A 521-nucleotide genomic window follows, 5' to 3' on the forward strand; every position below is an offset into this window, starting at 1 on the left:
ATGGACGCAACCCCAAACCAAAAGCTCTGGGCAAATAGAAACGTTAGAATTGTCAACATCTGCCCAGCCTGAAACACTGGTTGTGAGAGCATATCACCCATAAATGATCCCATAGGTTCAGCTTCAGATGTCACCATAGAAACAAGTTCACCTTGGCTTGTGGTGCGGAAATACGAGCGTGGAAATCTCAACATGCGGGTGACAAGTTGAAAACGAAATCGACGTAGTAAGCGTTCCGACAACACACCTTTCATTGTATTTAGGCGCATTTTCAATAAGCCATTAGTTAATACAGCAAATAGGAAACCAGCACAAAGCACCATCAAAAACTGGATCTGACTCAATGTGACACCGAGTAAAGAAACGTCTTCTCCTGTCCCCCCAATAGCATCGTTGATAATGCGTTTAGGTAACTCTAGCGAAATGTATAGAATAGGGAAGGTCAGAAGTGTAATAGCAGTTAGAGCCAACTGATTTTTTTTTGAATATTTCCAGATAAACTGAAAAATGCTCTTTTCCAT

At 41.5% G+C, this 521-nt stretch carries 1 protein-coding gene; it reads right to left on the reverse strand.

The genetic code is table 11. The features are described from left to right. The coding region (locus BT797_RS07090; RefSeq protein WP_139291992.1) for an ABC transporter transmembrane domain-containing protein at positions 1-521 on the reverse strand (521 nt) is incomplete at both ends.

The sequence above is a fragment of the Moritella viscosa genome, assembly GCF_900120065.1.
GTDB classification, from domain to species: Bacteria; Pseudomonadota; Gammaproteobacteria; order Enterobacterales; family Moritellaceae; genus Moritella; species Moritella viscosa.